19 protein-coding genes are annotated in these 25841 nt (G+C 73.9%); 9 read left to right on the forward strand and 10 right to left on the reverse strand.

Translation table 11 applies throughout. The features are described from left to right. Positions 1-12: 12 nt before the first annotated feature. Positions 13-3036 carry a putative bifunctional diguanylate cyclase/phosphodiesterase gene (locus tag ACIBTU_RS19565; RefSeq protein ID WP_399127520.1) on the forward strand — a complete coding sequence of 1008 codons (3024 nt, stop codon included), beginning with the start codon at positions 13-15 and terminating at the stop codon, positions 3034-3036. Here the strand turns inward: ACIBTU_RS19565 and ACIBTU_RS19570 are convergent. Continuing rightward, positions 2988-4715, reverse strand: coding sequence for a glycoside hydrolase family 15 protein (locus ACIBTU_RS19570; protein WP_399127521.1), 1728 nt, complete (start codon positions 4713-4715; stop codon positions 2988-2990). The genes ACIBTU_RS19565 and ACIBTU_RS19570 overlap by 49 nt on opposite strands. 114 nt (positions 4716-4829) lie before the next feature. Here ACIBTU_RS19570 and ACIBTU_RS19575 point away from each other — a divergent pair, with 114 nt between their 5' ends. Beyond that, positions 4830-5390: a DUF4232 domain-containing protein gene (locus tag ACIBTU_RS19575; protein ID WP_399127522.1), complete on the forward strand. Its 561-nt coding sequence runs from the start codon at positions 4830-4832 to the stop codon at positions 5388-5390. 35 nt (positions 5391-5425) lie between these two features. Here ACIBTU_RS19575 and ACIBTU_RS19580 read toward each other — a convergent pair whose 3' ends face one another. Further along, positions 5426-6649, reverse strand: a complete 1224-nt coding sequence (locus ACIBTU_RS19580) for an MFS transporter (protein WP_399127523.1) — start codon at positions 6647-6649, stop codon at positions 5426-5428. Between the two features lie 80 nt (positions 6650-6729). Between ACIBTU_RS19580 and ACIBTU_RS19585 the strand changes: the two genes are divergently transcribed. Together ACIBTU_RS19585 and ACIBTU_RS19590 are read left to right on the forward strand one after the other, a co-directional pair. After that, on the forward strand, positions 6730-7617 hold the full coding sequence (locus ACIBTU_RS19585; RefSeq protein WP_399127524.1) for a LysR family transcriptional regulator: 888 nt from the start codon (positions 6730-6732) through the stop codon (positions 7615-7617). Positions 7618-7743: 126 nt separating this feature from the next. Further along, positions 7744-10155 (forward strand): ATP-binding protein, encoded by a 2412-nt coding sequence (locus ACIBTU_RS19590; protein ID WP_399127525.1) that lies wholly within the window; start codon positions 7744-7746, stop codon positions 10153-10155. A gap of 495 nt (positions 10156-10650) precedes the next feature. On the opposite strand, the gene ACIBTU_RS19595 is transcribed toward ACIBTU_RS19590, so the two are convergent. Beyond that, positions 10651-12096: an MFS transporter gene (locus tag ACIBTU_RS19595; protein ID WP_399127526.1), complete on the reverse strand. Its 1446-nt coding sequence runs from the start codon at positions 12094-12096 to the stop codon at positions 10651-10653. A 99-nt stretch (positions 12097-12195) separates the two neighbouring features. Between ACIBTU_RS19595 and ACIBTU_RS19600 the strand changes: the two genes are divergently transcribed. Both ACIBTU_RS19600 and ACIBTU_RS19605 read left to right on the forward strand, forming a co-directional pair. Beyond that, positions 12196-13098: a TIGR03619 family F420-dependent LLM class oxidoreductase gene (locus ACIBTU_RS19600; RefSeq protein ID WP_399127527.1), complete on the forward strand. Its 903-nt coding sequence runs from the start codon at positions 12196-12198 to the stop codon at positions 13096-13098. A gap of 281 nt (positions 13099-13379) precedes the next feature. Beyond that, the gene (locus ACIBTU_RS19605; protein WP_399127528.1) at positions 13380-14777 is read left to right on the forward strand and encodes a SpoIIE family protein phosphatase; all 1398 of its coding nucleotides are present in this window, start codon (positions 13380-13382) and stop codon (positions 14775-14777) included. Positions 14778-14838: 61 nt separating this feature from the next. On the opposite strand, the gene ACIBTU_RS19610 is transcribed toward ACIBTU_RS19605, so the two are convergent. After that, positions 14839-16329, reverse strand: a complete 1491-nt coding sequence (locus tag ACIBTU_RS19610; RefSeq protein WP_399127529.1) for a hypothetical protein — start codon at positions 16327-16329, stop codon at positions 14839-14841. A gap of 232 nt (positions 16330-16561) precedes the next feature. Between ACIBTU_RS19610 and ACIBTU_RS19615 the strand changes: the two genes are divergently transcribed. Continuing rightward, complete coding sequence (locus tag ACIBTU_RS19615; protein WP_399127530.1) at positions 16562-17713, forward strand: aminoglycoside phosphotransferase family protein; 1152 nt, start codon at positions 16562-16564, stop codon at positions 17711-17713. A 423-nt stretch (positions 17714-18136) separates the two neighbouring features. Further along, entirely contained in the window at positions 18137-20116 is a 1980-nt protein-coding gene (locus ACIBTU_RS19620) for an N-acetylmuramoyl-L-alanine amidase (RefSeq protein WP_399127531.1), read from the forward strand. Positions 20117-20196: 80 nt separating this feature from the next. On the opposite strand, the gene ACIBTU_RS19625 is transcribed toward ACIBTU_RS19620, so the two are convergent. Together ACIBTU_RS19625 and ACIBTU_RS19630 are read right to left on the reverse strand one after the other, a co-directional pair. Continuing rightward, entirely contained in the window at positions 20197-20694 is a 498-nt protein-coding gene (locus ACIBTU_RS19625; protein ID WP_399127532.1) for a hypothetical protein, read from the reverse strand. A gap of 45 nt (positions 20695-20739) precedes the next feature. After that, a complete protein-coding gene (locus tag ACIBTU_RS19630) occupies positions 20740-21381 on the reverse strand; it encodes a CGNR zinc finger domain-containing protein (RefSeq protein WP_399127533.1) in 642 nt (213 codons plus the stop codon). 80 nt (positions 21382-21461) lie between these two features. Between ACIBTU_RS19630 and ACIBTU_RS19635 the strand changes: the two genes are divergently transcribed. Then, a complete protein-coding gene (locus ACIBTU_RS19635; RefSeq protein WP_399127534.1) occupies positions 21462-22190 on the forward strand; it encodes a leucine-rich repeat domain-containing protein in 729 nt (242 codons plus the stop codon). Between the two features lie 6 nt (positions 22191-22196). Here the strand turns inward: ACIBTU_RS19635 and ACIBTU_RS19640 are convergent, their stop codons facing one another. From ACIBTU_RS19640 to ACIBTU_RS19655, 4 genes are all read right to left on the reverse strand, one after another. Continuing rightward, entirely contained in the window at positions 22197-23123 is a 927-nt protein-coding gene (locus ACIBTU_RS19640; RefSeq protein WP_399127535.1) for a universal stress protein, read from the reverse strand. Between the two features lie 151 nt (positions 23124-23274). Further along, entirely contained in the window at positions 23275-23517 is a 243-nt protein-coding gene (locus tag ACIBTU_RS19645) for a DUF397 domain-containing protein (RefSeq protein ID WP_399127536.1), read from the reverse strand. Between the two features lie 84 nt (positions 23518-23601). Further along, a complete protein-coding gene (locus ACIBTU_RS19650) occupies positions 23602-24780 on the reverse strand; it encodes a thiolase domain-containing protein (protein ID WP_399127537.1) in 1179 nt (392 codons plus the stop codon). Then, positions 24777-25841, reverse strand: a complete 1065-nt coding sequence (locus ACIBTU_RS19655; protein ID WP_399127538.1) for a thiolase domain-containing protein — start codon at positions 25839-25841, stop codon at positions 24777-24779. The genes ACIBTU_RS19650 and ACIBTU_RS19655 overlap by 4 nt, the downstream gene beginning before the upstream one ends.

Genomic DNA, 25841 nt, shown 5'->3' on the forward strand with positions numbered 1-25841 from the left:
GCTCATCGGCTGATGGCCTTCTACACCGCCTTCGCGGTGGCCGTCACCGTCGTGTACGTCACCGTTCCGGCCGCGTACATGCCGGTGTGGGCGGTGATAGGCCTCTCCTCGGCGGGCGCGGTCCTCCTCGGGGTCCAACTGCACGGTCCCGCGCACCGCTGGCCCTGGTACGTGCTGGCGGGGGCGCTCCTCTCGTTCACCGTCGGCGACGCGTACTACAGCTTCCAGGTCCAGTACCTCCACGCGGCCATTCCGTTCCCGTCCCCTACGGACGGCTTCTATCTGCTGACGTACCCGCTGCTGGCGCTCGGCCTCTACGGGCTGGCGCGGTACCGGTGGGCGGGGCACGATCTGCCCGCACTGCTCGACGCGTTGCTGTTCACGGCGGGGCTCGCGCTGCCGGTGTGGGTGTTCCTCGTCCAGCCGCTGACGCGGGCCGCGAACATGACCTGGGAGCAGCGGGCGGTGAGTCTCGCGTACCCGCTCGGCGACGTGCTCGTGCTCATGCTGCTCGCGCGCCTGATCGCCGCGGGGCCGGGGACACGGGGCAACCGCTCGCTCCAGCTGCTCATGGTCGGGACCGTGGCGCTGCTCGGCGTCGACATCACGTACGGCATCCTGCGGCTGAACGGCACCTGGCAGGCGGGCACGGCGCTCGACGTGGGCTGGATCGTGTTCCACGCCGCGTGGGCGCTCGCCGCGCTGCACCCGTCGATGGCCGAACTGACGGCGCTGCGCCCGCGCGAGCCGTCGCTGCTGCCGGCCCGGCCTCGCCTGGTGATGCTGGGGCTCGCGACGCTCAGCGCTCCCGTGGTCCTGCTGCACGAGGCACTGTCCGGAGGGACGCGCGACGGCGCGGCGATCGCGGCGTTCAGCGCCCTGATGTTCCTGCTGGTGCTGCTGCGGCTCGGGGGGATGGTCGTGGCGCACCGGACGGCGGTGGCGCGCGAGCAGACCCTGCGCACGGCGACGGGGGCGCTGGTGGCGGCCCAGTCTCCGCGGGACATCGCGGCGGCCTGCGACCGGGCCGTGAGCACTCTGTTCGGGCCGGACTCCGCGCACGCCTCGGCGCTGATGCCGGCGCTGCCCGACACAGCGCACGGTCCGCAGCGCGCGGCGACGCGGATCGTGTCCGTGGCGGAGCTCGGGCCGGCTGCGGCTGCCCGGCTGCGCGGGCTGGACACGGCGCTGGCCTGCCCGATGGTGCCTCCCGACCGGCCGCCGGGAGGCGATCTCCCGGGTGTCCTGGTGGCGGCCGGGCCCCTGAAGCGGCTCACCGAGATCCAGGGCCCGCTGGAGAGCCTCGCCGCACACGCGGGCCTGGCGATGGAGCGGATCGGGCTGCGCGAGGAGGTCAGCCGCAGGGAGAACGAGGCGTACTTCCGGACGCTGGTGCGCAACACGTCGGACGTGATCCTCATCGTCGACGACGACGACACGGTCCGGTACGCGAGCCCGTCGGCGCGCGCCGTGTTCCGGGTGGAACCCACCGGTGCCGTCCTGCCCGAGCTGGTCGGGTCACGCGACCGGGAACGTGCGCGGCAGGCGCTGGAGACGCTGCGCGCGGACGGGTCGCCGGAGACGCACGACCACTGGTGGGTGACGCGGGACAGCGCACGGACGGAGGTGGAGGTGCGGTGCAGCGACCTGCGGTCCGAACCGACCGTCGCGGGCATCGTCGTGACGCTGCGCGACGTGACCGAGCAGCGCCAGCTGGAGCACGAGTTGACCCAGCGCGCCTTCCACGACGCGCTGACCGGGCTGCCCAACCGCACGCTGCTGCTGGAGCGGGTGGAGCGCGCGCTGCTGCGTGGCCGGCGCGAGCCGGCGCTGACCTGTCTGCTCTTCATCGACCTCGACGACTTCAAGATGGTCAACGACACGCTCGGGCATCCCGCGGGCGATCTGCTCCTGATGGCGGTCGGCGAGCGGCTGTCGGGGACGCTGCGGCGCACGGACACGGCGGCCCGGCTGGGCGGCGACGAGTTCGCGGTGCTGATGGAGGACGCCCACGAGCCGGTGGACGCGGAGCTGCTGGCGGCGCAGATCCTGCAGACGCTCAGCCGTCCGGTGCGTCTCCTGGAGGACTCGGTGAGCGTGTCGGCGAGCGTCGGGGTGGCCACCGCCCTGGACAGTTCGAACGCGGACGAGCTGCTGCAGCACGCCGACCTCGCGCTGTACGCGGCGAAGGCGGCGGGCAAGCGGCAGTGGCGGCGGTTCCGGCCGCCGCTGCACGAGCGGGTGGTGCGCCGGCACGAGCTGCAGGAACGGATGGCCGCGATCGTCGGCAACGGCGGATTCGCGCTGCGCTACCAGCCGGTGGTGGACCTGGCGACGGAGGAGGTGGTCGGGTTCGAGGCGCTGTTGCGCTGGCCGGATGATCCGCGCGGCACGGTGCCCACGGAGCTGTTCGTCGCCCTGGCCGAGGAGACGGGGCAGATCGCGTCGCTGGGTGCGTGGGTGCTGCGCAACGCGGCGGCGGGCGCGGCCGGGCTGCAGGCGTCGGCCTCGGGTCCGGCGCCGTACATCAGTGTGAACGTGTCGGCGCGGCAGTTCCGTGAGGCGGACTTCGTGGACCAGGTACGGGCGGCACTCCACACCCCCGGGCTGCGGCCCGGGTCGCTCCAGCTGGAGTTGACGGAGACCGTGTTGATGCGGCGGGACAAGCAGATCGACTCGGTGGTGCAGGCGGTGAAGGATCTCGGGGTGCGGATCGCCGTGGACGACTTCGGCACGGGCTTCTCGGGGCTGCGCTATCTGCGGGAGTTCCCCGTCGACGTCCTGAAGATCGACAAGTCGTACATCGACGACATCACCGCGGACGCGCGGCAGTTCGCCCTGGTGGAGGGCATCGTGCGGATCGCGGACACCCTCGGCCTCGATGTCATCGCGGAGGGCATCGAGACACCGGAGCAGTGGGCGATGCTGACCGCGATGGACTGCCGGTTCGGCCAGGGCTTCCTCTTCTCGCGGCCGCTGGTGTCCGATCAGGCCGCCGCCCTGCTCGAGGGCCCGCCGCCGGGGCGCGGGCCCTGAGCCGTCCGCACCGCGTCGAAGAGCGTCAGGGCGGTGCCGACGAGCGCGAGGTGGGCGGCGGCGCTCGGGGCGTTGCCGAGGGGGATGCCGGTGCCGGGGTCCCAGCGTTCGGCGAACAGGCCTACGTCGTTGCGGGCGGCGAGGATCCGCTCGAACGCGGCCACCGCGGCGGTCCGCCGTCCCGCCTCCGCGAGGACGCGGACCCGCAGCAGCGCGTCGGTGACGGCGGGCGCGGGGTCGTCGTGCGCGGCGGCGAGGGCGCGGCGCACCCGGGGGTCGGCGGCGGGCAGCAGTCCGGCCTCCGACATCAGCAGGGTGATGCGGGGCGGCAGCCGGGGCGCGGCGACCAGGCGGCGGCGGATCGTGTCGCGCAGGACGGCGCTGTCCGCGTCGACGGCGCGGCCGAGCCGGCCGGCGATGCGCAGGCCTCGGTCGAGCGCCACCCACGTCATGAGGTCGGCGGCGCCCGGCGGGGGCGCGGCGGTCCACAGGAGCCCGGCGTGCCGGGTCAGCTCGGCCGCGAGCCGCCCGGAGTCGAGGCCGCCGGTCAGGCCCGCGCACAGGGCGAGGTGCAGGGCATCGAGGACCTCGCCGTGCGCGGCCGTGCGCAGCGCGCCGGCGGGGTCGGTGCCGAAGCGCACGGGGCGGTCCGGCGGCCGCCCGGGGAACCAGGGCGCGGCAACGCTGCGCAGCCCACGCTCTCCGGCGGGCCCGTAGACGTCCTGGAGTGCGGCGGGGTCGCCGGCGGTGGTGCGCAGCAGCCAGTCGACGCGGTGGGCGGCCTCGGCGCGCAGGCCGCAGCGCATCAGGGTGGCGAGGGCGGGGCGCAGGCCGTCGAGGCGGCAGACACGGCCGTCGCCGTCGTGGGCGCCGTCGGGGCCGTGCGGGAGGGAGGTGGTGGGGGCGGCGAGGACGGCGCCGGTGGGGGCGTGGGTGAGCGCCTTCCAGGTGATCAGGGAGCGCAGGACGGCGGGGCGCCAGGGTCCGTCGTAGGTGCAGTGGGCGGCCCAGCGGCGCCAGAAGGCGAGGGTCTCCTTGAGCTGGGTGCCGGCGGGTACGGCGAGTTCGGGCGGGGGTTCGGTCAGGTGCGAGGGGGCCCAGACGAGGGTGACGGCGCAGCGCTGGCCGGGGGTGAGGGCGGCGTCGAAGCCGAGGGTGGCGCCGGCCGGGTCGGGGGTCTCGCGGACCGGGCCGTCGGCGCGTGTCCATACGGCGTCGGGTCCGGCGAGCGCGACGGTGCACGGGTCGTGGCGCAGCATCCAGGGGACGACGCGCCCCTGGTGGAAGCGGAGCCGCAGCAGGCCGTGGACGGGCACGGTGCCGGTGAGGCCCTCGACGCAGCGGATCAGGCAGGGGCGGGTGGCCCGCGGGGGCATGAAGTCGGTGATCCGGACGGCGCCGTCGGGGGTCCGCCAGACCGTGTCGAGGACGAGGCTGTCGGGCCGGTAGGCGCGCTCGGCGCGGGCCCGCGGGTCGCGGGGAGCCAGCCGCCACACGCCGTGGTCCGGGGTGCCGAGAAGCGCGGCGCAGGCGGCGGGCGAGTCGAAGCGGGGCAGGCAGAGCCAGTCGACGGACCCGTCGCCGCCGACCAGCGCGGCGGTCTCCAGGTCCCCGAGGAGGGCGTGGTCCGCGATCTGGAGGTCCATGATCGAAACTACGCCGTCGTACACGAGCCGCACTTCCAGGATAGGCTCATATGTCCGCATTGCGAGCCCCTCGCGGGGTGCGCTCCACGGGACGCGAAAAGCACGACCGACGACAGAAGCACCACCGACGACGGACTGGAACTGCCGATGCGCGCTCGTCACCTCACGGCGGCCACCACGGCCGCCCTCGCCCTGGCCGCCCTCACCGTCCCGGCCGCGTCGGCCTCGACGCGGGCGGCCCCCGCCGCGGATCTCCCGCGCTGCGCCGAGAAGGACCTGACGCTGCGGGCCGACCCGTCCGACGACGACGGCGACGTGCTCGAACTGCGCCTGCGCAACGACTCGGGGAAGGCCTGCCTGGTCGACCGGGTCCCGACCGTCACGTACGGGGATCTCGACGGGGCGGCGCTGCCGCTGCCCGCCGTGCCGCACGCGGGGCGCACGCTCGCCGCGCACGGCACCGTCTACGCGGCCGTCCGCTCGGTGTCGGACTCGGACGACGCCGGGAAGGAGGTGCGGACCGTCATGTACGTGACGGTGGCCGCCGTGCCCGATCACGACGGCAGCCGCTTCCAGGCGCTGACGCTCGGGGCGCCGGCCGGGGTGCGGGTCTGGGAGCCGATGACGACGCTGTGGCAGCCCTCGGCGAAGCAGGCGGCGAAGGTGCTCTACGAACAGACGACGGGCCGGAGTCAGTTCGAAGCCTGACTCCGGCCCGCTCGCCGTCACCCCCCGCCGTACGGTCAGTGGTCACGCCCCGTGAGCCACACGACCAGGCCCAGGGCGGCCAGCCCCGCGCCGAGAGCCGCGATCCCGGTCCAGCCGGCCACCGCCCAGACGACCGCGGCGAGGGCCGAGCCGGTGGCGCCGCCGAAGAAGAAGGACGTGGAGAAGGCCGAGTTGACGCGGCTGCGGGCCTCGGGGCGCAGTCCGTAGATGACGGTCTGGCTGCTGTTGAGGACGGCCTGCTGGCCGATGTTCAGGGCGATGACGCCGACGACGAGCCAGATCAGCGAGTGGGCACCGAAGTAGAGGGCCGGCCAGCCGAGGAGCAGCAGGGCGACGGCGGTGCCGGTGACCAGGGAGACCCGGCCGCGGTCGGCGAGCCGCGCGGCGAAGGTCATGGTGAGCACACCCACGGCCCCGATCAGCCCGAACAGTCCGATCGCGGGCGCCGACCAGTGGTACGGGGCGCCGCTGAGCAGGAAGGTGATGGCGGTGAGCTGCACGCTGTACGAGGCGAAGGACAGGCCGCCGAGCAGGGCCCGCCGGCGCAGCACCGGCTCCTCGCGGAGAAGGGCGAGGGTGGAGCGGAGCAGGGCCGGGTAGCGCAGGTCGGTGCTGTCGAACAGGCGCGGCACGTACCGGTGCAGGACGACGGCCATCCCGGCCATGAGCACGGCGAGCACCCAGTACGCGGTGCGCCAGCCGCCGATTCCGGACAGACCACCGGCTGCGGTGCGGGCCAGCAGACCGCCCAGCAGCACCCCTGACATCACCGTGGCGACAGCCCTGCCGCGGGTCTCCGCGGTGGCGAGGGCGGCGGCGTGGGCGACGAGGACCTGGGCGCCGACCGAGGTGAGGGCCGTCAGGATCGTGCTCGCGAGGAGCACGGGGCCGCTCGGGGCGAGCGCGGAGACGGTGAGGAAGAGGGCGGTGGCCGAGAAGAGCGTGACCGCGAGGCGCCGCCGGTCGAGCACGTCGCCGAGCGGGATGATCAGCATCAGACCGAGCGCGTACCCCGCCTGCGCGGCGGTGACGACGAGGCCGGTGAGCACGCTGCCGAGGCCCAGGTCGCGGGAGATGAGGTCGAGCAGGGGCTGCGCGACGTAGTTCCCGGCGCAGGACAGGCCGGTGGCGACGGCCATGAGGAGCAGCAGGCTGCGGCGCGGTCCGGCGTGCTTCTCCTGGAGCGCGGTGCCGGGGGTGCCGGCGGGGCTTGCGGTGCGAAGCTCTGTCTGTGTCATGCCAGGAAGACTGCTCCCGCACCCACCTATGAGTCCAACACATCCTTGTCATCCGAACGATCGCGGATCACGATGGATCCATGGAGCTGCAGCAGTTGCGCTATGTCGTCGCCGTCGCCGAGACCGGCGGGTTCACCCGGGCCGCCGAGCGGTGCCTGGTCGTGCAGTCGGCGCTCAGCCATCAGATCGCCAAGCTGGAGAAGGAGTTGGGGGCGCGGCTCTTCGAGCGGACCAGCCGGCGGGTACGGCTGACGGCCGCGGGCGAGGCCTTCCTGCCGGCCGCCCGGCAGGCCCTGGAGGCGGCGGAGCGGGCCCGCGCCGAAGTGGCCGCGGCCTCCGGGGAGATCCGCGGCCGGCTCGCCGTCGGCGCGATCGCCACCGTCACGGCGGTGGACGTGCCGGATCTGATGCGCACCTTCCACGACCGCTATCCGCAGGTCAGGCTGAAGCTGATCGACGGCATGAGCGAGACGCTGGCGGACACCGTGCGCGAAGGAGGACTGGACCTCGCGATCCTCGGCGTACCGCCCTCGTTCCGTACGGACCGGCCCGGACTCGGCACCCGGACGCTCGCCGTCGACCACCATGTGGCGGTCATGGCACCCGGGCATCCGCTGGCCCGGATCCGGCGCGGCACCGTGCTGCCGCTGGAGCGCCTGGCGGACGAGGCGTTCGTGGACTTCCCGGCGGGCAGCGCGGCGCGGGCGCAGACCGACGAGGCGTTCCAGGCGGCCGGACTGCACCGCGAAGTGGCGTTCGAGGCCCGGTTCCTGGGCTTCCTGGCCGATCTGGTGCGGGGCGGGCTCGGCATCTCGCTGCTGCCGTCCCGGCTCGTCCCGCGCCTGCCGGGGCTCACGGCGGTGCCGGTGCGCGGCGGCCCCGTGCGCGAGGAGCGGCTCGTGTGGAACGAGGCGCGCCGCTCCCCCGCCGCGGCCGCGTTCCTGGACATGGTGACCGCGCCGGAGTGACCGCGCGGCCCCGACTCGCCTGCGCACAGGGCGCGTTCCTCGCCGATGGGCCCCTTCGCCGGGCCCGTTGCCGATAGCGTGGGACGGGATCGGTCCCGTCGTCGCCCGCACGGAGTGAGCCCTTCCATGAACCGCAGTTCCGGTCCCCGCACCCCGGGCGACCTGCCCGCCGAGGCCACCAGTTTCGTCGGCCGGCGGCTCGAACTGGCGCAGGTGTCCGAGCTGTTGACCCGGGCCCGGCTCGTCACGCTCACCGGCCCCGGGGGCGTCGGCAAGACCCGTACGGCGGTGCGCGCGGCGCACGAGGCGCGCGGCGCGTTCTCGTCCGGTGTTCGGATGGTCGAGCTGTCCGCGCTGCGCGACCCGGAGCTGCTCGCCAACACGGTGGCCGCCGCGCTCGACCTGCCCGAGCAGACCGCGCGGCCCGCGCTCGAGGTGGTCGCCGACCATCTGGAGGACCGGGAGCTGCTGTTGCTGCTGGACACCTGCGAGCACCTGGTCGACGCGTGCGCGGTGCTCTGCGACGAACTGCTGCGCGCCGCGCCCCGGCTGCGCATCGTGGCCACCAGCCGGCAGCCCCTGGACGTGCCGGGCGAGCACGTCCTCGCGATCGGCCCGCTGGGCGTGCCGGAGGCGGCCGCGCCGCGGGACGGGGAGGAGTGCGACGCGGTGCGCCTGTTCGCGGACCGCGCCTCGGCGGCCGTGGCCGGGTTCACGGTCGGCGACGACAACCGCTCGGACGTGCTCGCCCTGTGCCGCCGGCTCGACGGCATCCCGCTGGCCATCGAACTCGCCGTGTCCCGGCTGCGGGCGGTGTCCCTGGACGAGATGCTCACCCGGCTCGACGACCGGTTCCGGCTGCTGACGGGCGGGCGCCGCACCTCGGTGCCGCGGCACCAGACCCTGCGTACGGCGATCGGCTGGAGCCACGACCTGTCGACCGAGCCGGAGCGGCTGCTGTGGGCCCGGCTGTCCGTGTTCGCGGGCGAACTGAGCCTGGAGGCGGCCGAGTCGGTGTGCGCCGACGACCGGGCCCTGCCGGTGGACGACGTCCTCACCTCGCTCATCGCCCTCGTCGAGAAGTCGGTCGTCGTCCGCGTCGAGACCCCCGAGGGCACCCGGTACCGGATGCTCGACACCATCCGCGAGTACGGCCTGGAGCGGCTCGCCGCGTCGGGCGACGAGGAGCGCACCCGCTGCCGGCACCTCGCGTACTTCCTGGACGTGGCGCGCGCATTCGACGAGGAGTGGACCGGGGACTCGCAGATCCCGCTGCTGCGCGCCCTGGTCCGCGACCGGGCGAACGTCCGGGTCGCGCTGGAGTACTGCGTGACCACGCCCCGGCTGCACGGCCGGGGCCTGGAGATGGCGACGGCCCTGTGGGGCTACTGGCACGCCACCGGCCTGCTGACCGAGGGCCGGTACTGGCTGCGGCGCACCCTGGACGGCTGCCGGGACGAGACCCCGACCCGGGTCAAGGCACTCTGGCTGACCAGCTGGTACATGGACATCCAGGGCGAGCGCGGGGGCAACGAGGAGCTGCTCGCGGAGGCCGAGCGGATCGCCGCCCGCATCGAGGACCGCATCGGCGCCGCGTGGACGCTCGCGTTCCAGGCGCACCGCCGGTACTTCCTGGGCCGCATGGAGGGCTGCGCCGCGGACTTCGAGGAGGCCCGCACCCGGATGACGGCCCTCGGCGACGACACGGGCCTGCGCATGCTCGGCTTCTACGGCGGCCTGATGCTGATCCTCTCCGGGGAGCACCAGCGGGGGATCGACTGGTGCGACGACTCGCTGGCCCGGGGTGCCGCACAGCCCGCGGAGCAGTGGGCGCGCAGTTGGGCGCTGTGGGTCAAGAGTGTCGGGCTGTGGCTCAGGGGCGAGCACGAGGCGGCGGTGGAGTGCGCGCGGGACGGGCTGCGGGCGAAGGCCGCGCTGCACGATCTGATGGGGCTCGCGCACTTCCTGGAGGGTCTCGCCTGGCACGCGGCGCGACTGCGGCACTTCGAGCGGGTGGCCCTGCTCCAGGGCGCGGCGGACGCGCTGTGGCGCAGGGCCGCGAAGGAGGCCCGGTTCGGCATCCCCGTCCTGCACGAGCTGCACGGGGACGCCGCGGGGCCGGCCCGGGCGGCGCTCGGCGCCGACGGATACCACGACGCGTTCACCGAGGGCGCCGGTCTGCCGCTCGACACGGTGGTGGACCTAGCGCTGGACGACGAGTCGGCGGCGCCCGACGTGCCGGTGCCGCGCTCGGGTCCGGCGGACGGGCTCACGCCGCGCGAGCGGCAGGTCGCGGCGCTGGTCAGCGAGGGCCTGACGAACCGTGAGATCGCGGCGCGGCTCGTGGTGTCGAAGCGGACCGTCGACTCGCACGTCGAGCACATCCTGACCAAGCTCGGCTTCACCTCCCGCTCCCAGATCGCGGCCCTGCACACGGACGCCGCCTCCCGTGCGCGCACGGGCGAGGCGCCTCCGACGCGTGCCGCCACACCCCGCGCCACCGCGCCGCGCGCTCCGTCGGCCGTGCCGAAGGTCTGACGTTCACGCGGAACCACGCCACGCCGCCGCCGCTTCCATGGTCTCCGGCACGGGCCGTCGTGCCGTACAGCGCAGGACGAGCACCCCGCTGGCGGCGACGAACACCGAGGCAGCCGTGGCGCGCGCTCTGTCGGCCGCACCCAAGGCCTGACACTCACACGGAACCGCACGACACCTCCACCGCCCCCGAAGTCACCGGAACGGGCGGTCGTGCCGTCCGGCGCAGGAGGAGCGCCGCACCGGCGGCGACGAACGCATGCCGAGGCAGCCGTGGCGCGCACCGCCCAAGCCGCGCACCCCGTCGGCCGGGCCAAAGGCCTGACACTCACACGGAACCACGCGACACCTCCGCCCCCCGAAGTCACCGGCACGGGCCGTCGTGCCGCACGGCGCAGGAGGAGCGCCGCGCCGGCGGCGACGAACACCGAGGCAGCCGTGGCGCGCACGCATCGCCCGCGCCGCGCACCCCGTCGAACCGCACCCAAGGCCTGACACTCACGCGGAACCGCGCGACACCTCCGCCACCCCCGAAGTCACCGGCACGGACGGTCGTGCCGTACGGCGCAGGAGGAGCGACGCGCCGGCGGCGACGAATGCCGAGGCGGCGGCGACGTACCAGCCGTGGCGGAACGCGTCGAGCGCGGCCGAGGCCGTGGCGGGCTGTCCGAGCAGGGTCACGGTGACGGCGACGCCGAGGACCGAACCGGTCTGCCGCGCCATGGTGGTGACGGCGGATCCGGTGGCGAAGCGGTCCGGCGGCAGCGCCGCGGCGGCGGCCCCGACCAGGGTCGGCAGGGCGAGTCCGACGCCGATGCCGGTGACGAGCATGCCGGGCAGCAGTCCGGTGGCGTAGTGCGGGGCGGGGTCGGCGCTCAGCGCCCACCACACGAGTCCGAGCCCGAGCAGCACACAGCCGAGCGCGGCGGTGCGGCCCGCCCCGATCCGGCGCACCAGCGGCCCCGAGCTCAGAGCGAGCACGGGCACGACGAGCGGGCCGGGGGCGATGGCGAGGCCGGTGCGGATCGCCGAGTAGCCCCACACCTGGCGGCACCACAGGACCGAGGTGAGCAGCAGGCCCGCGAACGCCACGGTGAACAGCAGCGCGGCGCAGGTCGCGACCGAGAACGCGGGGATGCGGAGCAGCGGCAGTTCGATCACCGGCGCCGGATGGCGGGCCGAGCGCCACCAGAACGCGGCGGCAAGCAGCACGGCGGCCGCGAGGGCGCCGATGGTGCGGCCCGAACTCCAGCCCCAGACATCCGACTTGACGAGTCCGAGGGCGAGGACGCCGATCGCGCCGGTGAGCAGGACGGCGCCGGCTAGGTCGGGCAGCGGGCCGCTGCGGTCCGGCCGGTCGGCGGGCAGCAGCCGCGCACCGAGCAGCAGTCCGGCCACCCCGACCGGCACGTTCACCAGGAACACCCACCGCCAGTCGAGCTCGACCAGCAGGCCTCCGGCGACGGGGCCGAGCCCGGCGGCGATCCCGCCGATCGCCGCCCAGCCGCGCACGGCCCGGGTGCGGCGCTCGGCGGGCGTGGCGACGAGCAGCAGCGCGAGGGAGGTGGGCATGAGGGCGGCGGCGCCGGCGGCCTGGAGGGCGCGCGCGGCGCTGAGCCAGCCGACGCCCGGGGCGAGCGCGCACAGCGCGGACGCGAGGGTGAACACGGCGAGCCCGAGCAGGAATCCGCGCCGGTGACCGAACCGGTCGGCGAGACGCCCGGCGGGCACGAGCAGCGCGGCGAACACGATCGCGTACGCGTTGAGGACCCAGGACAGGGAGGCGAGCGAGGCGCCGTCGAAGGAGGCGCCGAGCGCGGGCACGGCCACGTTGACGACGAAGAGGTCCAGGTTCACGACGAAGACGCCGACGGAGACGATCCAGGCGGTGGCGCGCGCCGACGGTCCGGAGCGGACGAGTGGGTTTGATATTCCAACGGACATGGGCGTGAAGGTAGCGGTCGCAAGCGCCCCCTGACAACCACGGCTTGAAATCGATCACGGGTTTGGCCGGAGCGAACAAGATCATCGAGACTGCGCCCCATGCGATACGGCGTGAATCTCCTCAACTTCGGCTCCGGCACGACCCCCGAGAGCCTCGTCCGGCAGGCCACGGACGCGCGTGACCTCGGCTTCACCTTCGCGATGATCTCGGACCACATCGCGGTGACCCCGGACGTGCACGCGGTCTACCCGGCCCCCTTCTACGACCAGTTCGTCCTCGCGGCTCATCTCGCGGGCCGGGTGCCTGGCCTGACGCTCGGCACGACCATCACCGTGATCCCCTACCGGCACCCGCTGCAGACCGCGCGACTCGCCGCCAACATCGACCAGTTGAACGAGGGCCGCTTCATCCTCGGCGCGGGCGTCGGCTGGTCGGCCGCCGAGTACGAGGTGCTCGGCGTGCCGTTCGCGGAGCGCGGGGCCATCACCGACGAGTACCTGACCGCGATCCGGGCCGCCTGGACGCAGGACCCGTGCAGCTTCGAGGGCCGCTACGTCTCCTTCGAGGACGTCCGCACGGCACCCGCGCCGGCCACCGCCCCGCACGTCCCGGTCTGGGTCGGCGGCGACTCCCCGGCCGCGCTGCGCCGGGCCGGGCGCCTCGGCGAGGCCTGGCATCCGTTCCGGGCCACGCGGGCCGCGCTGGAGCGGCAGCTGCCGCGGCTCGCCGAGGAGGCGGAGCGGGCGGGGCGCGCGGTGCCGGAGTTCGCGCCGCGCGTCCAGATCGTGGTCGCGGACGTGCCCGACACCGAGGACCGGCCGCTCGGCCACGGCAGCGTCGACCAGATCCGGGCCGACGTCGCGACCCTGGCCGAACTCGGCGCCCGGCACATCCTGTTCGACACCTACCCCGGCGACCCCGCCCTGTGGCAGGGCCCGGACGAGGACCGCCGGATCCTGGAGCTCCTCAGGGACAAGGTCCTGGCGCCCGCCGAACTGTAGGCACCACCGGACCGGGGCCGACGCGTCCGACACGGCGTAGCCGTCCCTACGCCGTTCGACGCAGCCGGGGCCATACACCTCACCAGGGCGGCATACGCCAGGATCGGCCACTCGTTCGACCAGGACCCACGGAAGACGCGTCCTGGAGGACTCGGGCATATGTCAGAAGCACCACCGCATCGTGTATGGCCAAATCCCTTACGGGGTCCCGCACCCTGTGCCAGAGTCTTAACCGGTCCTTCCGTCCGCCTCGGCCTTCTGCGCCTGCATCGGAGTTCGTCATGTCCCCCCATGTCTTCGCGGACCGCCCCGCCGGCCAGTCGCCGGAGCGTGGCACCGTCGACGCGCTGATCTCGCAGACTCGCCGTCTGCTCGGCGACGTCGACGCGGTGCGCCGTGACACCGTGGGCGACGCCACCGACGCCGCCGACCCCGAGGCGCGCTGGCAGCGCGCCCTGTACGAGCTGGCCGTGCACCAACTCAGCGATCTCGACAAGCACTTGGCGCAACTGCGCGAGGGCCCGGCGGGCGCCCGCGACGGACGGCCCGCCCAGCGGGCCGCGGGCTCCCTGCTCAGCCGGGTCGGCAGCGCCGAGTGGGATCTGCTGACCGACGAGGCCAGCTGGTCCGAGGAGTTCTTCCAGATCCTCGGCCGCGACCCGTCCGTGCCCGCCCTCACGCTCGACGAGCTGCCCTCCGTGGTGCACACCGACGACCAGCCGAAGCTGACCTCGATGGTCACCGACTGCCTGATCGACGGGAAGCCGATCGACGGCGAGTTCCGTGTCGTGCGTCCGGACGGTTCGGTGCGCACGGTGCACATGATGGGCGAGCCCGTGCTCGACGCCGACGGTGCGACCGCCTCCATGTGGGCGGTCGTCCGGGACGTGAGCGAGCTGCGCCGCAGCCAGCGCACGGTACGCGAGACCCGTGACTCGCTCCGGCGCCGACCCGTCGCGCAGCCCGCCCCGCAGGAGGCCGCGCCCCCCGCGTGGCGCGGCTCGCTCCAGGTCCCGCCCTCCTCCGCCGGGACACCCGGCGGACTCGGTATCGCCGCGCTGCGCCTCCCCGCCGCGACCGGCGCACCCTCGGGCGGCGACTGGTACGACGCGCTCGAACTGGCCGACGGTGCCACGCTGTTGACCGTCGGCGATCTGTCGGGGCACGGCCCCTCCGTCACCTCGACCGTGGCGATGCTGCTCGGCGCCGCCCGCGGCATGGCCCTGTGCGGTACGGATCCCGCCGGGCTGCTGTCCCGGCTGAACCACCTCCTCGACGTCCCCGCCCAGCCGCGGCTGGGCAGCGCTCTGTGCTGCCGGTACGACCCGGTGGCCCGGGTGCTGTCCTGGGCCTCGGCCGGCCACCCCGCCCCGCTGCTGTTCCGCGACGGGGCCGGGCGCGCCCTCACGCCTCCGGCGGGCTCGCCCCTGGGCGCCCCGGCCGGCACGGCGTACGGGCAGGCCGAGGAGACCCTGCGCGCCGGTGATCTGCTGCTACTGGGCACCGACGGCCTGGTGCCACGCCGCGGGGCCACCGCGACGGCGGGCCGACTGCTCGCCCTGGCCCCGCGACTCACCGCCGCCCGGGACCCGCAGGAGTGCCTGCGTGTGGTCTCGGACGAGCTCGGCGGGGACGAGCGGGAGAACGACGGCTGCGTCCTGGTCGCCCGGGTCAATTAGTGCAGTGAGTGATCGTCGCCGGGAGCGGTTGCCCCCGTACGTGACTGCGCCTGGTGCCTGACTACGCCTGGAGCCTCTTCCCCGGGGTCCGGGGCAGCGCCAGCTTGATTTCCTCGCGCAGGTCCTCGATCTTCGGGTAGTCCGCGTAGTGCCCGGTCAGCCGGTACATCTCGCGGAGCCGGTCCCAGGTGCGGTGCGAGGAGTTCGACCCCATCGAGGAGAGCGCCAGACGTGCGTAGCGGTCCGCCTGTTCGGGATCGTCCGCGATGAAGCAGGCCGAGGCCAGGGACAGATGGTCGAAGATCTTCGACCGGTCACGGCCGCCGGCCCGCAGGGCCAGGGCCTCGTGGGCGTGCCGCTGCGCGATGACGGCGGCACCGGGCTCGTGCTCGGCGAGGGTGCGGTACGCCAGGGCCTGCATCCCGTGCAGGTCCGCCTCGTCGAACATCTGCATCCAGCTGGGCGGCGGCACATCGCCCTTGTCGGAGACGAAGAGGTCCTCCGCCTGACCGAGGGTGCGGCGCATCGCCTGGCCCTTGCCCATGGAGGCCTGGGCCCAGGCTTCGATGGTGAACAGCATCGCCCTGGTCCGCGGCAGCACCTCGTCGCCGGAGCCGGACTTGGCGAGCTTCATCAGGTCGAGCGCGTCGTCGGGCCGGCCCAGATGCACCATCTGGCGCGCCGCTCTGGACAGGGCCTCACCGGCGCGCGGCCGGTCCCCGCCCTCGCGCGCGGCGTGCGCGGCGATGACGAAGTACTTCTGGGCCGTGGGCTCCAGGCCGACGTCGTGCGACATCCAGCCCGCGAGGACGGCGAGATTGGCGGCGACACCCCAAAGGCGCCGCTGCAGATGGTCGGGATGACGGTAGGAGAGCATCCCACCGACTTCGTTGAGCTGGCCCACCACCGCCTTGCGCTGGAGGCCGCCGCCCCGGGAGGCGTCCCAGGCCCGGAACACCTCTACGGAACGCTCCAGTTCCTCGATCTCCTGCGACCCGATGGGGGCGGCCTCGTAGCGGTCGAACCCAGCGGGGTCGGCGTGCAGGGGATCGGTGGTCCTGGGGGCGTCGGCCGCGAGGGCCGGGTCGGCGTGCAGCCAGTCGTGCATGGCGGTGCTGAGTGCGGATCCTGCGGCGAGCGCGGCACCCGCGCCCACCAAGCCGCGTCGGTTGAGCATGAGGTCCATTCCCGTGAATTCGGTGAGGACCGCAGCTGTCCGTTCGGGCGCCCACGGCACTCCGTCGGGCCCCTGTCGTTCCAGGCTCCCGCCGCCCTGCCGTTTCCCCACGCGCCCGTGCCGGACGAGACCGAGATCCTCGATGGTCACGACACGGCCGAGTCGCTCGGTGAACAGCGCCGCCAGCACCCGGGGCACCGGATCGCGCGGGATCTCTCCCATGTCGATCCACCGCCTCACCCGCGAAGTGTCCGTCGCCAGCTGCGGGTGGCCCATGGCCGCCGCCTGCCGGTTGACGAGTCTCGCGAGTTCACCCTTGGACCAGCCGGCCAGGCCGAACAGGTCGTTCAGGCGGGAGTTGGGTTGTCCGCTCACGTAAGCCCCCAGGTTCTCGGCTGCAATCGACAGTAGCCCTCTGTCAGTTGCAGAGCGACTATTCGCCAGGGTTCGCCAGGGTGCGCCAGCTGCCACGCTCGTAGCCCTCGGGTGTCAGGTAGGAATGCGCCACCCCGACCCGGTCACCGCAGGGCATTCCCCAGGGTGATCCGAAGGGGCCGGGTGGGGCGGCGCAGCAACTCGTCGGCACACGAAGGGATCTGTTTCGCCCATGTACGCAGCATCGTCCTCCGTGTCCGCCCCGCCTCGGCCGCTGCGCTCCGCCCGCCCGGCGGTGGCGGGCAGCGGCCCGTACCTCGACCCCGCGCGGCCCGCGGCCCCGACGCTCAACGGCATCGGCCGGCCGCGTCGCGCCCCGGGGGCGGGTACCCAACCGCTCAGCGGGAGACTCGACTTGTCCGGCCCCCAGGGCGACCGGCTGCGCACGGCGATCGCCTCGGTGCACCGCATCTGCCCGGAGTTCCATCCGGTCCAGGTGCTGCGCCGCAGCCAGCGGTCCGTGCTGCTGGTCGGCACGACCGGACGCAGCACCGCGGTCGCGAAGTGTTTAGTCGACCACTCCCCCGCGTGGGCCGAGCAGGTGCGGCACGAAATAGCCGCATACCGTTCGTTCGTCCGGCACCGGCCCCCTGTGCGGGTGCCGCGGCTGATCGCCGCGGACCCCGACAACGGGACGCTGGTGATCGAGCGGATGCCCGGCCGGCCTGCGGCTCTGCAGCGCCACCCGGTCGAGGCACCGCCGCGGGCGGACGTACGGGCCGCGCTCGGCGCGATCTGCCGGCTGAACCAGTGGCGGCCCCCGGCGGGCACGTTCGGGGCGCCCCTGGACTACGCGGAGCGGATCAACCGGTTCCATGACCTCGGTCTGCTGACCGACCGGGACATGGGTGACCTGCAGAAGCTCCTGCACGGCATCGCGCACACCTCGGGCCGCGCGGGCATGGGCCAGTTCTGTCACGGCGACGCCCTGCTGTCGAACGTGCTGCTGTCCCCCGCCGGTCCGGTGCTGGTGGACTGGGAGCACGCGGGCTGGTACCTGCCGGGCTACGACCTGGCGACGCTGTGGGCGGTCCTCGGTGACGCCCCCGTGGCGCGCCGGCAGATCAGCCAGCTCGCCCAGTCCGGCGGTCCGGCGGCCCGCGACGCCTTCCTGGTCAACCTGATGCTCGTCCTGACCCGGGAGATCCGCACCTACGAGACGGCCGTGCAGCGCTCGCTGCAGGAGCCGGCCCCGGCGACGCCGGGACAGGCCCCGGCCGGTGCCGTGCCGTCCGGTGAGGAGCAGCGGCTGCTGCTGCGCCGACTGCACGACGACTGCAACATGGCGCGGAAGGCGGTGCGCGCGGCCGTCGGCACGCGCTGACGATGGAAAGGATCCGCGGGGGGGGGGGGGGGGGGGGGGGGGGGGGGGGCGGGGGGGGCGCGGGCGGGCGGCCGGGGGGGGCCGGGGGGGGGCGCCGCCGGCCGCCCCCCCCCCCCCCCCCCCCCCCCCCCCCCCCCCCCCCCCCCCCCCCCCCCCCCCCCCCCCCCCCCGCGGATCCTTTCCATCGTTCTCCCCTTGGTCCTCCCATTGGTCCACTCCACTGACGCGTCGCAGGCGGCCGCACCACCGCGCGGGAAAACCGGCCCAAGAGGTCGGCCACACGCCCGCTGACATGGGAAATCCCTGGAAACTCCGTTGCCCGTCGGATGATTGACGGATCGTCGGGGAGCCGATACCACTGACCACGATCGGCCCCGCACGCATCGCGCACCATCCCGGCTCCGTCGTTCCCAGGAGGCACCGTTGCATCGTTCTCCCCGTTCCCTCACCGGTCGTGTTGCGCGCGTCAGGGCGGCGGGCACGCTCGCGACGGCGGGGCTGCTGCTCCCGCTGCTCGGGGCGGCGCCCCCGCAGGACGCCGGGGCACCGGCCGCGGCGGACCAGAAGCTGCAGGGCGTGTTCGCGTCGGCCGCGGCCGAGTACCACGTACCGCAGAGCGTGCTGCTCGGCGTCTCGTACCTGCAGTCGCGCTGGGACACGCACGCCGGCGCGCCGAGTGTCTCCGGCGGCTACGGCCCCATGCATCTGACGGACGCGCGTACGGCGCTGGCCCGCACGGTGCGCTACGACCATGCCGAGGGCGACGCCCGCGGTGACGATGCGCGTGCCCCGCTGAAGGCGACACCGGCGCTGCCGGAGGGCGGCGAGCTGCCGGCCCGGCTCACCACGCTGGTCCGGGCGTCGGAGCTGTCCGGGATCCCGGCCGAGCAGCTGCGCAGCGACCCGGCGGCGAACGTGCGGGGCGGCGCGGCTCTGCTCGCCGCCGCGCAGAAGCGGCTCGGCGAACCGCTCACGTCCGAGCCGTCCGACTGGTTCGGCGCGGTCGCCACGTTCTCCGGCGCGGACGACGCGGCGAGTGCTGCGACGTACGCCGACGATGTCTTCGCGGTGATCCGTGACGGTGAGCGGCGCACCAACGACGCGGGGCAGGACCTCGCGCTCATCGCCGACCCGGCGGCCGAGCCGCAGCCCGGGCAGCTGACCCGGGCGGGCCTGCGCAGGGCGGACGCGGACGGGGCGGAGTGCCCGCGGACGGTGTCCTGCGAGTGGATCCCGGCGCCGTACGAGGAGTTCGGCGACGGCGACTACGGCAACCACGATCTCGCGGACCGCCCGAAGGACCAGAGCATCGACTACATCGTCATCCACGACACGGAGGCGACGTGGGAGCAGACGCTGAAGCTGGTCCAGGACAAGACGTATCTGGCCTGGCACTACTCGCTGCGCTCGACCGACGGGCACATCGTGCAGTCGGTGAAGGCGAAGGACGTCGGCTGGCACGCGGGCAACTGGTACATGAACGCGAAGTCGGTCGGTCTGGAGCACGAGGGTTTCCTCGCGCAGCCCGACTCCTGGTACACGGAGGCGATGTACCGCTCGTCGGCGCGGCTGGTGAAGTACCTGTCGAAGCGGTACGACATCCCGCTGGACCGGCAGCACATCCTCGGCCACGACACGGTGCCGGGTCCGACGGGCGGAACGATCCCGCAGATGCACACGGACCCGGGCCCGTACTGGGACTGGGCGCATTACTTCGCGCTGCTCGGCAAGCCGTTCCACCCGACGGCGGGGCCGGACGGCGGTCTGGTGACGATCGACCCGGAGTTCGCCGCGAACCAGCCGGTGTACACGGGCTGCACCAAGTCCGGTGAGCCGTGCGCGCCGCACGGGTCGAGCGCGGTGCGGCTGTACACGGCGCCGAGCGAGGACGCCCCGCTGGTCAAGGACATCGGACTGCGCCCGGGTGGCCAGGACTCGACGACGGGCGTCAACGACATGGCGTCCCGTGCCTCGACGGGCCAGCAGTACGCGGTCGCGGGACGCGAGGGCGACTGGACGGCGATCTGGTACCTGGGCCAGAAGGCCTGGTTCCACGACCCGGCGGAGCAGCCGGCCTCGGTGAGCGCCAAGGGCCTGGTGATCACGCCGAAGGACGGCGCCTCGGACATCCCGGTGTACGGGCGCGCGTACCCGGAGAAGGCGGCATACCCGGCGGGCATGACCCCGCAGGCGATCTCGCCGCTGCCGTACAAGCTGCTCGCGGGGCAGCGGTACGTGGTCGGTGGGCGGACGACGGGCGAGTACTTCTACTCGCCGACGTTCGACACCTCGTCGCACCGGGTGGTGCGGGGTGCGGACGCGTACTACGAGATCCAGTTCGGTCACCGGGTCGCGTACGTGCGGGTGGCCGATGTGCGGGTGCTGCCGTCGACGGTGTCCTGACCGTCGGGTCCTGCCGGTACGACTCGGGCCCGGTCCGCCGTGGAGGCGGACCGGGCCCGGGTGCGTGAAGAGGGGCGGGCTCAGCCCTGCTGGAAGAGCTCCGCGGGCAGCGGCTTGAGCAGCGCGTAGAGGTCGTCGGTGATGGGGCGGTCCCAGGAGGCGATCGTCACGAGCACCTGGTCGCTGCGGTCGAACTGGACGCAGGAGATGCGGGTCTCCGACAGCTTGAGGCGGCGCACGATGAGGAGGTTGTCGCCCTGCATCACGGGGACGTCCTCGACGTCGGTGACGGTGACCTCCTCGTCGTTCTCCAGCGCGATCAGGAGCTGGGCGACCTCGAAGGGGATCTCGCCCTCGGCGGTCTCCCGGGCCGGGGAGCCCTCGGGCAGGTTGCCGATGATCATCGCGGGGCCGCGGCCGCCGAACAGGTCGTAGCGCAGGAACACGCCCTGGCAGGAGCCGTCGGGGGCGGGCAGCAGGCCGGCCCCGAGATTACCCGGCCAGTCACCCGGGTCCATGGCCAGGACGTCGAAGTCGGGGCCCGCGGGGGTCGCTGCGCGGCGGCGGAGAAAGGACATGCGGTCCATCGTACGTCGACTCGGCGACTCGCCCCGTGTCGGGGTTCACTCGCTGTGAGGTGCCGGTCCCGTGCGGGAGTTGTGCCGCTCGTGGTGGCGGGCGACCCGTGCGCGGTTGCCGCAGGAGGGCTTGCACCACTCCTGGCGGGGGTGCTCCTTGAGGAAGTAGCGCACGCAGCGCGGGGCGTGGCAGGCCCGCAGCCGGGTCCGGTCCTCGCTCGCCAGGAAGGCGGTCGCGGAGCGGGCCAGCGCGGCGACGAGGAGGTCGCCGGGCGGCGCGTCCCGCGGGCCGCGCTCTCCGGCCACGGGTGCCGCGCCGTCGGCGGCGTCCCAGGTCAGCACCGGCACGACGGGGCACAGGGCGGTTGCTTCGTTCAGCCGGGCGAGCGCCTCGGGCACGGGCAGCAGGCGGCGGGCGTCGGCGGGGCTCGGCTCCCCCGGGCGCACGGCGCGGGCGAAGAGGGCGCGGACGGCGGCGCGCAGATCCCGGACCCGGTCGAGGGCGGGGTCGTCGGCGCGGAACGCGGCGTCGACGGGGAGCGCGTCGACGTGCTCGCGGACCCAGGCGGTCAGGCCCTCGGGGGTGGTGAGGTCGTCGGCGACGCCGCCGTGGCCGTCGTGACGGACGGTGAGGGCGAGGTCGAGGGCGAGCCGGGTGCTGTCGGAGGCGGCGCCGGTGTGTGGCATGCGGCCATCATAGAGCCCGCGCTAATGATAGATTCCGCGCCGACCATTAGCCGGGTGGCGCGTGGGGACAGGGGGCTGCGATGACCGTGGACGGATCGGTGCTGAACTACTGGCGGGCCGGTCTGCACGCCGTGCCGGACGAGGTGTGGCGCCACCCGGAGGCGGAGGTGCTGCTCCTCCCCGACAACCACCTGACCGCGATCTCCGAGCGGATCGGCGATCTCACCCGGCTGCACACGATCGACCTCGGCCACAACCTGCTGACGTCGGTGCCCGCGCGGATCGGCACGCTGCCGCACCTGACCCGCTTCCTCTACCTGCACGACAACCGGCTCACCGAGCTCCCGGACACGCTCGGGGCGCTCGACCGGCTCGCGTACCTGAACGTCGGCGAGAACCCGCTGACGGCGCTGCCGTCGACGCTCGCCGCGATGACCGGCCTCGTCGAGCTGCGCGCGCAGCACAATCGCCTGACGGCGCTGCCCGACGGGATCGGCGCGCTGTCCGCACTGCGCGAACTGTGGCTCCGCGGCAACGCGCTCACCACCCTCCCGGACTCGGCGCGCGACCTCACGGAACTGCGCGAGCTGGAGCTGCGGGAGAACGCGTTCGCGGCCGTGCCCGAGGCGCTGCGCGGGCTGCCGCGGCTGCGCCGCCTGGACCTGCGCGGCAACCGGCTGCGCGAACTGCCCGCCTGGATCACGGAACTCCCCGCGCTGGAGAAGCTCGACCTGCGCTGGAACGGCACACGTATCGCACCCGCCCTGCTCGCCGAGCTGACCGGGCGCGGATGCGTGGTCCTGCGCTGAAGCCCGTCAGGCGGTTTCGTCCTCCTGCGGCGCGGGCGGGACGACCGCCACCGGGCTCGCCGCGTGCAGCAGCACCGCGTGCGTGACCGAGCCGAGCATCGGGGCGGGGCGGGTGAGGCGGCGGCGGTGGCGGCCCACGACGACGAGTTCCGCCTCGCGGGACGCGTCGACGAGATGGCCGGCCGCGTCGCCCGGCGCGACGTACAGCTCGACCTCGACTTCAGGGTGAGACTTCCGCGGGTCCACCAGCGCGTCGTTGGCCATGTTCAGCGTCTCGCGCTCGGCCGCCTGCTGGTCCTGGACCGACGGTGTGAAGTCGCCGAACGCGCTCCAGGCCAGTACGGGCCACGGGTACGCGGCGACGACCTGGAGCCGCGCCCCGGTGCGCGAGGCGTGGGCGAAGGCGAAGGCCAGGGCCGTCTCGTCGGGGTCGTCGGTCTGCAGGCCCACGACCACGCGCGGGCCGGCCGGCACCGGCACCTCGGAGTCGATCCGGCGACCCGGCCGGGGCACCACGACGACGGGGCAGTCGGCGTCCCGGGCCGTCGCGACCCCGTTCGACCCGAGCAGCAGACTGGCGAAGCCGCCGCGTCCGCGCGAGCCGAGCACGAGGAGTTGCGCGCCCGCGCTCTCCTCGGGCAGCAGGGCGGCCGGGATCCCCTCACGGCCGACGTACTCCACGGGCGGCAGCTCACCACCGCGCGCCGCGAGCGAGGCGCGCACACCTTCCAGCACCTGGTCCTGGCGCTCGGGCGGCTCGCCCCCGGCCACAAGGACCCCGGGCTGCACGGCCGGCGCGTACTGCCGCACGTGCAGGACGCGCAGCCCCGTGCGGCGCCGGGACGCCTCGGCGAGGGCCCAGTTGAGGGCTCTGCGGCTGTCGTCGGATCCGTCGACCGCGGCGACTACGGGCTGGGCGTGCGGCGTGCTCATGACTGGTTTCGCCTCCGACACCGGGCACGGTGTCCGTGCCCTGTTTAGACCGGCTGTTCCTGCGGCCAGGCTTTCGCATGCGCGCGCCGCAGGACAGGGCCGAAGGTCACGTGTCGAAGGGAATTCAGCGAACGAAACCAAGGACGACGGGCTACGTCAGATCGAACTCGCCCTCGCGGGCGCCGTGCACGAACGCACCCCACTCGGCGGGGGTGAAGATCAGCGAGGGGCTCTGCGGGCTGCCGCTGTTGCGCATCGCGACGAATCCCTCGACGAAGGCGATCTGGACGTCGCCTCTGCCGTTGCTGCTGGACTGCCAGTCCGCCGCGCTCAGGTCCAGATCCGGCTTGTCCCACCCCGTGAGCGGGTGCTGGTCGATGGTGCTCTCGGCCACGTCCGTGCTCCTCCCGGTTCGTCGTCCGTGCGCCAGCGTAGCGACCGGGCCGGGCCCCGCACAGGCCGCGCGGCACGGCAGTGCTCAGCTCGTGGGCGGCTCCGCGCCGACGAGCCACATGGAGAAGAACTGGGCGCCGCCGCCGTAGGCGTGCCCGAGGACCTTGCGGGCCCCGTCCACCTGGTGTTCCCCGGCCTGGCCGCGGACCTGGAGGGCCGCCTCGGCGAAGCGGATCATGCCGGAGGCGCCGATCGGATTCGTGGAGAGGACGCCGCCCGACATGTTGACGGGGAGGTCCCCGTCGAGCTCCGTGACCCCCGATTCGGTGAGTTTCCAGCCCTCGCCCTCGGCGGCGAAGCCGAGGTTCTCCAGCCACATCGGCTCGTACCAGGAGAACGGCACGTACATCTCGACGGCGTCGATCTCGCGGCGCGGGTCGGCGATGCCCGCCTGCCGGTACACGTCGGCGGCGCAGTCCTTGCCGGCCTGCGGCGACACGAAGTCCTTGCCGGCGAACAGGGTCGGCTCGCTGCGCATGGCGCCGCCGTGCAGCCAGGCGGGCGGGCGCGGGGCGCGGGCCGCTCCGGCGCGGTCGGTGAGGATCATCGCGCAGGCGCCGTCGGAGGAGGGGCAGGTCTCGGAGTAGCGGATCGGGTCCCAGAGCATGGGTGCGGCCTGCACCTTCTCCAGGGTGATGTCGTGCTCGTGGAGGTGGGCGTAGGGGTTCTTGAGGGCGTTGCGGCGGTCCTTGTAGGCGACGAGGGAGCCGACGGTGTCGGGGGCTCCGGTGCGCCGCATGTAGGCGCGGACGTGCGGGGCGAAGAAGCCGCCGGCGCCGGCGAGGAGCGGCTGCTGGAAGGGGATCGGCAGGGACAGGCCCCACATGGCGTTGGACTCGGACTGCTTCTCGAAGGCGAGGGTGAGGACGGTGCCGTGGACGCGTCCCGCGATCAGGTTGGAGGCGACGAGCGCGGTCGAGCCGCCGACGGATCCGGCGGTGTGGACGCGGAGCATGGGCTTGCCGACGGCGCCGAGCGCGTCGGCGAGGTACAGCTCCGGCATCATGACGCCCTCGAAGAAGTCGGGCGCCTTGCCGATGACGACGGCGTCGATGTCGGCCCAGGTCAACTCGGCGTCGTCCAGGGCCCGTTTGGCGGCCTCGCGGACGAGTCCGGCGAGGGAGACGTCGCGGCGGGCGGCGACGTGCTTGGTCTGGCCGATGCCGACGACCGCGACCGGTTCCTTGTGCGTGGCGGTGCTCATCGCTGGTCCTCCCCTTCGAGTACGGCGACCAGGTTCTGCTGGAGGCAGGGCCCGGAGGTGGCGTGGGCGAGGGCGCGGTGCGAGTCGCCCCGGTGGATGCGGGCGGCGGCCTCGCCGATGCGGATGAGGCCGGCGGCCATGACGGGGTTGGCGGCGAGGGCGCCGCCGGACGGGTTGACGTCGACGTCGTCGCCGAGTCCCAGCGCCTTGCGCAGGACGACCTCCTGCGAGGTGAAGGGGGCGTGCAGCTCGGCGGTGTCGACGGGCCGTTCGAAGGCTCCCGCGCGTTCGGCGGCGAGCCGGGTGGAGGGCGAGTCGGTGAGGTCGCGCACGCCGAGGGAGTGGGCCTCGATGCGGTGGTCGATGCCGCGGATCCAGGCGGGCCGCTCGCACAGTTCGCGGGCGCGGTCACCGGCGGCGAGGATCACGGCGGCCGCGCCGTCGCCGACGGGCGGGCAGTCGCCGGTGCGCAGCGGCCGGACGACGTAGTCGCCCTGCGGGACACCGGCGCCGCGCAGTTGGGCGTGGGGGTTGGCCTCGGCGGCGGTGCGGCTGCGGGCGGCGACCCCGGCGAGGGCCTTCTCGTCGGTGTGGCCGGCGTCGACGAGCGCCTGTGCCTGGAGCGCGGCGAGGGCCACGGAGTCGGGCCAGAGCGGAGCGACGTAGTAGGGGTCGAGCTGGCGAGTGAGCACGTCGCGCACGGAGCCGGGCGAGGACTTGCCGTAGGAGTAGACGAGCGCGGTGTCGGCCTCGCCGGTCAGGAGTTTGGTCCACGCCTCGTACAGCGCCCAGGCGCCGTCCATTTCGACGTGCGACTCGGAGATCGGCGGCCAGGCGCCGACGCCGTCGAGCGCCATGGTGAACGAGAAGGCGCGGCCCGCGAGATAGTCGCTGGAGCCCGAGCAGGTGAAGCCGATGTCGCTGGTCTTCAGGCCGGTGGCGTCGAGGACCTGGTGCAGCACGGGCATCAGCATCTCCACCTCCGACACCTCGTCGGTGGTGCGCCGGTGGTCGCTCTGCGCGAAGGCGACGACGGCGATGTCCCGGATCGGCGGCCGCAT

Source organism: Streptomyces sp. NPDC050145, from assembly GCF_044460245.1.
Taxonomy (GTDB): domain Bacteria; phylum Actinomycetota; class Actinomycetes; order Streptomycetales; family Streptomycetaceae; genus Streptomyces.

What these genes read in the sequence shown, in the direction of transcription:
- ACIBTU_RS19565 (WP_399127520.1), top strand. Translation starts at nt 13, where the DNA reads ATGGCCTTCTACACCGCCTTCGCGGTGGCCGTCACCGTCGTGTACGTC.
- ACIBTU_RS19575 (WP_399127522.1), top strand. Translation starts at nt 4,830, where the DNA reads ATGCGCGCTCGTCACCTCACGGCGGCCACCACGGCCGCCCTCGCCCTG.
- ACIBTU_RS19580 (WP_399127523.1), bottom strand. Translation starts at nt 6,649, where the DNA reads ATGACACAGACAGAGCTTCGCACCGCAAGCCCCGCCGGCACCCCCGGC.
- ACIBTU_RS19585 (WP_399127524.1), top strand. Translation starts at nt 6,730, where the DNA reads ATGGAGCTGCAGCAGTTGCGCTATGTCGTCGCCGTCGCCGAGACCGGC.
- ACIBTU_RS19590 (WP_399127525.1), top strand. Translation starts at nt 7,744, where the DNA reads ATGAACCGCAGTTCCGGTCCCCGCACCCCGGGCGACCTGCCCGCCGAG.
- ACIBTU_RS19595 (WP_399127526.1), bottom strand. Translation starts at nt 12,096, where the DNA reads ATGTCCGTTGGAATATCAAACCCACTCGTCCGCTCCGGACCGTCGGCG.
- ACIBTU_RS19600 (WP_399127527.1), top strand. Translation starts at nt 12,196, where the DNA reads ATGCGATACGGCGTGAATCTCCTCAACTTCGGCTCCGGCACGACCCCC.
- ACIBTU_RS19605 (WP_399127528.1), top strand. Translation starts at nt 13,380, where the DNA reads ATGTCCCCCCATGTCTTCGCGGACCGCCCCGCCGGCCAGTCGCCGGAG.
- ACIBTU_RS19615 (WP_399127530.1), top strand. Translation starts at nt 16,562, where the DNA reads ATGTACGCAGCATCGTCCTCCGTGTCCGCCCCGCCTCGGCCGCTGCGC.
- ACIBTU_RS19625 (WP_399127532.1), bottom strand. Translation starts at nt 20,694, where the DNA reads ATGTCCTTTCTCCGCCGCCGCGCAGCGACCCCCGCGGGCCCCGACTTC.
- ACIBTU_RS19630 (WP_399127533.1), bottom strand. Translation starts at nt 21,381, where the DNA reads ATGCCACACACCGGCGCCGCCTCCGACAGCACCCGGCTCGCCCTCGAC.
- ACIBTU_RS19635 (WP_399127534.1), top strand. Translation starts at nt 21,462, where the DNA reads ATGACCGTGGACGGATCGGTGCTGAACTACTGGCGGGCCGGTCTGCAC.
- ACIBTU_RS19640 (WP_399127535.1), bottom strand. Translation starts at nt 23,123, where the DNA reads ATGAGCACGCCGCACGCCCAGCCCGTAGTCGCCGCGGTCGACGGATCC.
- ACIBTU_RS19650 (WP_399127537.1), bottom strand. Translation starts at nt 24,780, where the DNA reads ATGAGCACCGCCACGCACAAGGAACCGGTCGCGGTCGTCGGCATCGGC.
- ACIBTU_RS19655 (WP_399127538.1), bottom strand. Translation starts at nt 25,841, where the DNA reads ATGCGGCCGCCGATCCGGGACATCGCCGTCGTCGCCTTCGCGCAGAGC.